This window comes from Streptomyces aurantiacus JA 4570, assembly GCF_000414115.1.
GTDB lineage: Bacteria > Actinomycetota > Actinomycetes > Streptomycetales > Streptomycetaceae > Streptomyces > Streptomyces aurantiacus_A.
This window is the reverse complement of sequence record NZ_AOPZ01000165.1, coordinates 1-9233: the sequence shown is the minus strand read 5'-3', so window position 1 is coordinate 9233 and position 9233 is coordinate 1. Positions and strand designations below refer to the sequence as shown.

Sequence of the window (9233 nt, the reverse complement as noted above, 5' to 3'; positions counted from 1 at the left end):
CCGGCGGCGCGCCGGTGGTGGCGGGAGCGGCGACGACGTCCAGGGCCTGGCGCGTGAGGTGCTTCATGGGGAGTCGGCCTTCCTCGGTCGTGGCCGGCCCGGAGAGGGCGTGGCCGACGCGGATGACGTGCGTGACGTCCTCCCCGGCGGTGGGCGGGGGGCCGGCCACCGCCGGGGGTCCGGCACTCGGCTGGAGCGCCGGCCGGGCCCGGGGAGAGACCGGGCCCGGCCGGGGGGTGCCCCGATCCGGGGAGCCCCGCTGGGTCTCAGCGAGGGGAGAGCCCCGCTGCTTCACCGTGGCCACAGCGTGCCGCCCGCGCACCCCCGCCGGTCAGGGCCCCCGGCCCCCCTGCGGGCGGGAAGACCTCCCGGCCGGAGCGGGTGCGGGCACCCGGGACAGAGGGGTCCGCTGCCTGGACGATGGGTAGGGACGAGGGGTGGACACGGGCGGGCACCCGCCCACGACCTCCGTGCCGACCTGCCGTGGGGAGCCGCGCCTTGACGACGCCCGCCGAGTCCCCGGAGCTCGCCGAGCTCACCGTGGTCATCGCCGACGACCATCCCGTGGTGCGGGGCGGACTGCGGGCCCTGCTCGGCTCCATCGACGGCATCGCGGTGGTCGGCGAGGCGTCGGGCGGCCGGGACGCGGTGCGCGAGACGCTGCTGCGCCGGCCGCGGGTGCTCGTCGTCGACCTGGAGATGCCCGACCTGGACGGGGTGTCGGCGACCCGCGAGGTGATGGCGGCGGCTCCGGAGACGGCCGTGCTGGTCCTGACCATGTTCGAGGACGACGAGTCGGTGTTCGCGGCGATGCGGGCGGGGGCGCGCGGCTTCATCCTGAAGGGCGCGGGCCAGGACGAGATCGTCCGGGCGGTACGGTGCGTCGCCGCCGGCGAGGCCATCTTCGGGCCGCGGATCGCCCGCCGGGTGGCCGAGTGGATGGCCCGCCCGGCGGACGCGGCGGCGGCCTCGCCGTTCCCGGAACTGACGGTTCGCGAGCTGGAGGTCCTCGACCTGATCGCGGCCGGCATGGCCAACCCGGCGATCGCCCGCAGGCTCCGGCTCGCCCCCAAGACGATCAGCAACCACGTCTCGGCCATCTTCATGAAGCTGCGCGTGGCCGACCGCGCGACGGCGATCGTCCGGGCCCGGGACGCGGGGCTCGGGCGCGGCTCCTAGGCGGGCGCATCCGCCAGCAGGCGCATCTGCTCGGCCGAGGCCCCAACGCCTCGCGCGGGTAAGGGCGTTGGGCCCTCTCCTCAGCCCACGAGCTCCTTCCCCCGCAGGCCCTCCGCGCTCCCGTTGCCCGCACTCCCGGTCGCCGCGGGGCGCGCCGACCGCGGCACCGCCACCCGGTGCGCCGGATCCCGCACCTCGCCGACGAGGAGTTCGAGGACGTCCTCCAGGGCGACGAGGCCGAGCACCTTGCCGGAGGCGTCGGCGACCTGCGCCAGATGCGTCGCGGCGTGCCGCATCACCGTCAGGGCGTCGTCCAGGGGGAGTTCGGCGCGCAGCGTCGTCATCTGGTGCCAGACGTGCTGCGGCACCGCGCGGCCGGTGTCCTCCAGGTCCAGTACGTCCTTCACGTGGAGGTAGCCCATGAAGGCGCCGTTCTCCGCGCGGACCGGGAAGCGGGAGTAGCCCGTGCGGCCGGTCAGTTCGACGACCTGGGCCGGGGTGACCGACGGGCCGACGGTGACCAGCGACGCGCGGTCGAGCAGGACGTCCGTCACCGGGCGGGAGCCCAGCTCCAGGGCGTCCTCCAGGCGCTCCTGCGCCCGCGGGTCGATGAGGCCCGCCTGGCCCGCGTCCTCCACGAGGCGGCCGAGCTGGACGCTGGTGAAGACCGCCTCCACCTCGTCCTTGGGCTCGACCCTGAAGAGCCGCAGGATCAGCCGGGCGCAGGCACCGAGGGCCGCCGTGACCGGGCGGCACAGGCGGGCGAACGCCACCAGGCCCGGGCTGAGCCACAGCGCGGTCCGCTCGGGCGCCGCCATCGCGAGGTTCTTCGGGAGCATCTCGCCGATGACGAGGTGGAGGAAGACCACGACGGCCAGCGCGATCACGTACCCCAAGGGGTGGATCATGCTCTCGGGCAGGTGCGCCGCGTGGAAGAGCGGTTCGAGCAGATGCGCCACGGTCGGCTCCGCGACGGCGCCGAGCGTCAGCGAGCAGACGGTGATGCCGAACTGGGCGGCGGCCATCATCTGCGGCAGGTGCTCCAGGCCGTACAGGACCTGCCGGGCCCGCTTGCCGGCCAGCGGCTCGATCTGGCTGCGCCGCACGGACACGAGGGCGAACTCGGCCCCCACGAAGAAGCCGTTGGCCAGCACGAGCAGGAGGGCGAAGAGGAGTTGGAGCGCGCTCATCGCACGGCCTCCGCGACACCCGCACCGGCTCTGTCCCCGGACCCGTCATCGATCCCGGCACCGGCACCGGCACCGACGGCGCCCGCGCCGACCTGCCGCCCGGCGGCACCAGCGGCACCGGCCGCACCAGCGGCACCAGCCTGCTCCCCGGACTCGGCCGGGTCACCGACCCCCGCACGGCGGCCGGTACGAACCAACCGCACCCGCTCCGCCCGGTAGTGCCCCACCTGGCGCACCGCGAGCCGCCAGCCCGGGAGTTCGGCGCGGTCGCCGGGGGCCGGGATGCGGCCGAGCAGATCGGCGACCAGGCCCGCCACGGTCTCGTACGGACCCTCCGGTACGTCGAGTCCTATGCGCTGGAGCGTGTCCACCCGGCAGCCGCCGTCGGCGTCCCACGCCGGCCGGCCGTCCTCGGGCGGCGCGGCGGCGAGTTCGGGCGGCCCGCCGGGGTGGTCGTGCTCGTCGCGGACCTCGCCGACGAGTTCCTCGACGATGTCCTCCAGGGTGACCACCCCGGCCGTGCCGCCGTACTCGTCGACGACGACGGCGATCGGCTGCTCGCTGCGCAGCCGTTCCAGGAGGGGCTGCACGGGCAGCGTCTCCGGGACGAGCAGGGGGGACTTGGCGATACGGCCCACGGGGGTGCGCAGCCGCTCGTGGGCGGGGACCGCGAGGGCGTCCTTGAGGTGGACCATGCCGACGACCTCGTCGATCCGGTCCCGGTACACCGGGAAGCGGGACAGGCCGGTGGCGCGGGTCAGGTTGACCACGTCCTCGGCGGTGGCGGAGGACTGCAGGGCGCTGACCTTCACGCGGGGCGTCATCACGTGCTGCGCGGTGAGCTCGTCGAGGATGAGCGTGCGCACGAACAGGTCGGCGGTGTCCTGCTCCAGGGCGCCCGCGCGGGCCGAGTGGCGGGCGAGGGAGACGAGTTCACCGGGGGTGCGGGCGGAGGCGAGCTCCTCGGTGGGCTCGACGCCGAGGGACCGCACGAGTCGGTTCGCGACCGCGTTCAGGGCGGCGATCACCGGCCGGAACAGGCGGGAGAAGGCGTGCTGCGGGCCCGCGACGAACCGCGCGACCTGCAGCGGCCGGGACACCGCCCAGTTCTTGGGCACCAGCTCGCCGATCACCATCTGCACCGCGGACGCGAGCAGCATGCCGACGGCCACCGACACCCCTGGGACGAGGGCCGGTTCGGCGAGCATGCCGACGACGAGGGAGGTGAGGGTGATGCCGAGCTGGGTGCCCGACAGCTGGAAGGAGAGTTCCTTGAGGGCGCCGACGACCGTGCGCGCCCGGCGGTCGCCGTCGGCGGCGGCCTTCTCGGCGTCGGGCCGCTCGACGGTGACGAGGCCGAACTCGGCGGCCACGAAGAAGCCGTTGGCGAGGATCAGCAGGAAGGCCGCTCCGAGGAGCAGCAGGGGGATGGTCATGATGCCGCCGCCTCGCCCGGTGCTCGGGTTCCCGGATGTCGGGAGGGGGCGGCGCAGGTACTACAGGACGATCCGTCCATCGCCGGAGGGGGTCACTCCTCGGGTAGTCAGGAGCCCCGTTCCGGCCGCGCCGGCCGTCCGGGGCGGGGCCGGCCCATGCTGCCTGCCCCGCCCACCAGATTAATCACGACGGACGCCGGTGCGTCAGTTCGGGACCCCCGAGTCCTCCCGGATTCCCGGCCCGGGCGATCCCCTAGTGCACGTCCGTGGCCCCGCGCGCCTCGGCCAGGGCGCGCAGCGCGCGGGCGTCGCTGATGGCGCGCTGCTTGGCGATGCCCGGCTGGATGCCGAGGGCGGGCAGGCTGGTGCCGTCGGTGAGGTCGAGGAACACCCAGGGGTCTCCCGGGCGCAGGTTGACCCGCACGATCTCGGCCCACTCCAGGCGCCGCTTGGTGGCGATGTTGACGACGGTCACGCCGCTGTCGTCGGCGACCACCTTGGGCCTGCTCAGCAGGACGAGCACGCCGAGCAGCAGCGCGCCGGTGAAGACGAAGCTGGTGCGCTCCCCCGGGCTGAGGTTCGGGAGCAGCACGGAGATCACCGCGAGGGCCACGAAGACCGCGACCCCGGCGGTGAGCAGGACCGCCCGGGTGCGGGCGGGCCGGAAGGTGACGGGCAGGGCGGGCACGGCCCCGGAAGCGGTCTCGTCGGACATGGCGGCGGTCTCCGGCGCGGTCACAGGCGGCAGGCGTGGATGGCCGTGGTCAGGATGGCCCGCGCCCCGATGGCGTACAGATCGTCCATGACGCGCTGGGCGTCCTTGGTGGGGACCATGGAACGCACGGCGACCCACCCTTCGTTGTGCAGCGGCGAGATGGTCGGCGACTCCAGGCCCGGGGTGAGGGCCACGGCCTGTTCGAGGTGCTCGGCGCGGCAGTCGTAGTCCATCATCACGTACGTCCGGGCGACCAGGACGCCCTGGAGGCGGCGCAGGAACTGCTGCACCTTCGGGTCGTCGATGTCGGCTCCGGTGCGCCGGATGACGACGGCCTCGGACTTCATGATCGGCTCGCCGAAGACCTCGAGACCGGCGTTGCGCAGGCTGGTGCCGGTCTCGACGACGTCCGCGATGACCTGGGCGACGCCCAGCTCGATGGCGGTCTCGACGGCGCCGTCCAGGTGGATGACGGAGGCGTCGATGCCGCTGTCGGCGAGGTGCTTGTCGACGATGCCCTCGTAGGAGGTGGCGACGGTGCGGCCCGCCAGGTCGTCGATGCCCTGCGCGGTGCCGGGCTTCGCGGCGAAGCGGAAGGTGGAGCGGGCGAAGCCGAGCGGCAGGATCTCCTCGGCGTTGGCGCCGGAGTCGATCAGCAGGTCGCGTCCGGTGATGCCGATGTCGAGCTTGCCGGAGGAGACGTAGATGGCGATGTCGCGCGGGCGCAGGTAGAAGAACTCGACCTCGTTCTCGGGGTCGACGAGGACGAGTTCCTTGGACTCCTTGCGCTGCTGGTAGCCGGCCTCATGCAGCATCGCCGACGCAGGTCCGGACAGTGAACCCTTGTTGGGGACGGCGATGCGCAGCATGAGGTCGGATTCCTTTGCGTGGAGACGTGAAGAGCAGGACGGATGAATCGGATCGCGTGCTTCAGGTGAGCGCGCGCTCAAGGGCCTCTAGAGGTGGGCGTACACGTCGTTGAGGGAGATGCCGCGGGCGACCATCATCACCTGTACGTGGTACAGGAGCTGGGAGATCTCCTCGGCGGCGGCTTCCTTGCCCTCGTACTCGGCGGCCATCCACACCTCGGCGGCCTCTTCGACGACCTTCTTGCCGATGGCGTGGACGCCCTTGTCCACCAGTTCCGCGGTGCGGGAGGTGGCGGGGTCACCGTGGGCGGCCTTGTGCTGGAGCTCGGTGAAGAGCTCCTCGAAAGTCTTCTTGGACATGATGTCGCTTACTCTACGCGCCCGCGCGGCCCCGCTAGCGCCAGGGCTCCGAGACCGTGCGCAGCGTGGCCGCCGTGGCCACGGCGGCCGTGACCGCCTCGTGGCCCTTGTCCTCGGTGGAGCCCTCGATGCCCGCGCGGTCCAGGGCCTGCTCCTCGGTGTCGCAGGTCAGGACGCCGAAGCCGATGGGCACACCGGTGTCGACGGACACCTGGGTGAGCCCCTGGGCGACGCCCTGGCAGACGTACTCGAAGTGCGGGGTGCCTCCGCGGATGACGACGCCGAGTGCCACGATCGCGTCGTAGCCGCGGCCCGCGAGCACCTTGGCGACGACCGGCAGCTCGAAGCTGCCGGGCACGCGAAGGAGCGTCGGCTCGTCGATGCCGAGCTCGTGCAGGGCGCGCAGTGCGCCGTCGACGAGACCGTCCATGATCCGCTCGTGCCACAGGGCGGCGACGACGGCGACCCGCAGGTCGCCACAGTTCTTCACGCTCAGTTCGGGGGCACCCTTGCCGCTCACGCGCTTCTCCTTGGGGGTCTACTTCGGGCGTCTGGTGGTGGTACGTCTACTGGTTGCCGCAGGCCGACATGTCCGGGGTGTCCAGCCAGGGCAGGTCGTGGCCCATGCGGTCCCGCTTGGTGCGCAGATAGCGCAGATTGTGCTCGCCGACGGTCACCGGCATGGGCTCCCGCGCGATGACCTTCAGGCCGTGCCGGGCGAGCGCTTCGGTCTTGTCGGGGTTGTTGGTGAGCAGGCGCAGGCTGCGTACGCCGAGGTCCTCCAGGATCTGGGCGCCGGCGCCGTAGTCGCGGGCGTCGGCGGGCAGACCCAGTTCGAGGTTGGCGTCCAGGGTGTCGCTGCCGCGCTCCTGGAGTTCGTAGGCGCGCAGCTTGGACAGCAGGCCGATGCCGCGCCCCTCGTGGCCGCGCAGATAGACCACGACGCCGCGCCGGGCGTCGGTGACGCGCCGCATGGACTCCTCGAGCTGCGGCCCGCAGTCGCAGCGCAGCGAGTGGAAGACGTCGCCGGTCAGGCACTCGGAGTGGATGCGGACCAGGACCTCCTCGCCGGTGCCGATGTCGCCGTGGACGAGGGCGACGTGCTCGACGCCGTCGACGGTGGAGCGGTAGCCGTACGCGGTGAACTCGCCGTAGGAGGTGGGCAGGCGGACCTCGGCCTCGCGGCGCACGGTGGGCTCGGCGGTGCGGCGGTAGGCGATCAGGTCGGCGATGGAGATGATCGTCAGGCCGTGCCTGCGGGCGAACGGGACCAGCTCGGGCAGCCGCAGCATCCGGCCGTCCTCGCCCGCGATCTCGACGATCGCCCCGGCGGGACGCAGCCCCGCGAGCCGGGCGAGGTCGACGGCGGCCTCGGTGTGGCCGTCGCGCACCAGGACGCCGCCCGCCTTGGCGCGCAGCGGGAAGATATGGCCCGGCCGCACGAAGTCCCCGGCCTCGGCCTTGCCGCCGGCGAGGAGCTGGAGCGTGGTGGCTCGGTCGGCGGCGGAGATGCCGGTGGTGACGCCGTGGGCGCCACTGGCGTCGACGGAGACGGTGAAGGCCGTGCTCATCGACTCGGTGTTGTTCTCGACCATCTGCGGCAGGTGGAGGCGCTCCAGTTCGTCGCTCTCCATGGGCGCGCAGATCAGGCCGCGGCACTCGCTCATCATGAAGGCGACGATCTCGGGCGTGGCCTTCTCGGCGGCGATGACGAGGTCGCCCTCGTTCTCGCGGTCCTCGTCGTCGACGACCACGACGGGCCGGCCCGCGGCGATGTCACGGATGGCCATCTCCACCGGGTCGAGGCGCAGGTCCTCGGTGTGGTCGGCCACGAGGGCGGGACTGGGGTGTGCGGTCATGCCGGGGCTCCTTCCAGAGCGGGCCGCTGCTGGGTGGTGGTCTGCCGTGAGCGCAGCCACCAGTCGCGCAGGCCCCACAGGACGAGGGCGAGATAGACGACGTACACGAGACCGGAGAAGGCGAGGCCGCTGGAGAAGGCGAGGGGGACGCCGACGAGGTCGACGAGCAGCCAGGCGAACCAGAACTCGACGAGGCCGCGCGCCTGGGCGACCATCGCGGCGAGCGTGCCGACGAAGATGTAGGCGTCCGGCCAGGGGTTCCAGGACAGCTCGGGTACGGCGGTGAACAGCGTGCCGACCGCGAGGGTGCCGAGTGCGGTGCCCGCGAGCAGGACACCGCGTTCCTTCCAGGTGGCGAAGCGCACGGCGATGGTGCCGTCCTGCGCGCGCCGGCTCCCCCGGGTCCACTGCCGCCAGCCCCACACGGCGACGCCGATGACGAGGAGCTGCTTGCCGACGCCGCCGGACAGCTGCGCGGAGGCGTACGCGGCGACGAGGACGACGCCGGACAGGAACTGGGCGGGCCAGGTCCATATGGAGCGGCGCCAGCCGAGCGCGAGCGCGACCAGGCCGATGGTGTTGCCGACCATGTCGGACCACATGATGTGCTGCCCGAAGGCGGTGAAGACCTCGGAGTTCAGCCAGTCGAACGTGCTCACCGCCCGGCCTCCTCGGCCACCGCCGCGGCCCCGGCGGGAGCGTCCGCCCGGGCGCCGAGCAGCCGCTCGACGTACTTGGCGATGACGTCGACCTCCAGGTTGACCGGGTCGCCGGGCTGCTTGACGCCGAGGGTGGTCAGGGCGAGCGTCGTGGGGATCAGGCTGATGGTGAAGTAGTCGGGCCCGGCGTCGACGACGGTCAGGCTCACGCCGTCGACGGTGATGGAGCCCTTCTCGACGACGTAGCGGGCGAGTTCCTCGGGCAGCGAGATCTTGATGATCTCCCAGTTCTCGGAGGGCTTGCGGTCAAGGACCGTGCCGACAGAATCAACGTGACCCTGCACGATGTGTCCGCCGAGGCGCGCGCCGACGGCCGTCGGGCGCTCCAGGTTGACCTTCGAGCCGGGCACGAGGGCGCCGAGGCTGGACCGGTCGAGCGTCTCGGCCATGACGTCGGCGGTGAACTCGTCGCCGTCGTGCTCCACGACCGTCAGACACACGCCGTTGACGGCGATGGAGTCGCCGTGCTTGGCGCCCTCGGTGACGACGGGGCCGCGCAGGCGGAAGCGGGACGCGTCGCCCAGGTTCTCGACGGCGGTGACTTCGCCCAGCTCTTCGACGATTCCGGTGAACACTCAGTGCTCCTTCGTTCCGGGGGCCGCGACGGCCGCGGTGATACGCAGATCGGGTCCGAGCGCGACGCACTCGCGCACGTCGAGGCGCAACGCCTCGGTGATGGTCGTGATTCCGCCGCCGGTGAGGGCGGCGGGGCCCGCGCCGAGCAGCGCGGGCGCGAGGTAGCCGACCACGCGGTCGACGGCTCCGGCGGCCACGAAGGCACCGGCGAGCGTCGGCCCGCCTTCGAGCAGCACGGACCGCACGCCGCGGGCGTGCAGTTCGGCGAGCAGCGCGTCGATGTCGAGGCCGCGGGCGGCGCTCGCGGGCCGCGGCGAGCGGATGTCGGCG

The 9233-nt window shown here is 72.9% G+C and carries 11 protein-coding genes; 1 reads left to right on the top strand and 10 read right to left on the bottom strand.

The window, feature by feature from the left end; genetic code table 11:
• Window positions 1–498: 498 nt before the first annotated feature.
• On the top strand, window positions 499–1179 hold the full coding sequence (locus STRAU_RS17495; protein ID WP_016641679.1) for a response regulator: 681 nt from the start codon (window positions 499–501) through the stop codon (window positions 1177–1179).
• 80 nt (window positions 1180–1259) lie between these two features.
• Here STRAU_RS17495 and STRAU_RS17490 read toward each other — a convergent pair whose 3' ends face one another.
• The 10 genes from STRAU_RS17490 to STRAU_RS17445 all read right to left on the bottom strand — a co-directional run.
• Window positions 1260–2369, bottom strand: coding sequence for a hemolysin family protein (locus tag STRAU_RS17490; protein ID WP_016641678.1), 1110 nt, complete (start codon window positions 2367–2369; stop codon window positions 1260–1262).
• A complete protein-coding gene (locus STRAU_RS17485; protein WP_016641677.1) occupies window positions 2366–3805 on the bottom strand; it encodes a hemolysin family protein in 1440 nt (479 codons plus the stop codon). Before STRAU_RS17485 ends, STRAU_RS17490 begins: the two co-directional genes overlap by 4 nt.
• A 253-nt stretch (window positions 3806–4058) precedes the next feature.
• A complete protein-coding gene (locus STRAU_RS17480) occupies window positions 4059–4520 on the bottom strand; it encodes a PH domain-containing protein (RefSeq protein ID WP_037660124.1) in 462 nt (153 codons plus the stop codon).
• 20 nt (window positions 4521–4540) lie between these two features.
• Complete coding sequence (gene hisG, locus STRAU_RS17475; protein WP_016641675.1) at window positions 4541–5389, bottom strand: ATP phosphoribosyltransferase; 849 nt, start codon at window positions 5387–5389, stop codon at window positions 4541–4543.
• Between the two features lie 87 nt (window positions 5390–5476).
• On the bottom strand, window positions 5477–5749 hold the full coding sequence (locus STRAU_RS17470) for a phosphoribosyl-ATP diphosphatase (RefSeq protein ID WP_016641674.1): 273 nt from the start codon (window positions 5747–5749) through the stop codon (window positions 5477–5479).
• A gap of 34 nt (window positions 5750–5783) precedes the next feature.
• Window positions 5784–6269: a 6,7-dimethyl-8-ribityllumazine synthase gene (gene ribH / locus STRAU_RS17465; RefSeq protein WP_016641673.1), complete on the bottom strand. Its 486-nt coding sequence runs from the start codon at window positions 6267–6269 to the stop codon at window positions 5784–5786.
• Window positions 6270–6315: 46 nt separating this feature from the next.
• Complete coding sequence (locus tag STRAU_RS17460) at window positions 6316–7608, bottom strand: bifunctional 3,4-dihydroxy-2-butanone-4-phosphate synthase/GTP cyclohydrolase II (RefSeq protein ID WP_037660121.1); 1293 nt, start codon at window positions 7606–7608, stop codon at window positions 6316–6318.
• Complete coding sequence (locus STRAU_RS17455; protein ID WP_016641671.1) at window positions 7605–8267, bottom strand: nicotinamide mononucleotide transporter family protein; 663 nt, start codon at window positions 8265–8267, stop codon at window positions 7605–7607. Before STRAU_RS17455 ends, STRAU_RS17460 begins: the two co-directional genes overlap by 4 nt.
• Window positions 8264–8902, bottom strand: coding sequence for a riboflavin synthase (locus STRAU_RS17450; protein ID WP_016641670.1), 639 nt, complete (start codon window positions 8900–8902; stop codon window positions 8264–8266). Before STRAU_RS17450 ends, STRAU_RS17455 begins: the two co-directional genes overlap by 4 nt.
• A partial coding sequence (locus tag STRAU_RS17445; RefSeq protein WP_037660119.1) for a RibD family protein occupies window positions 8903–9233 on the bottom strand: 331 nt, incomplete at its 5' end.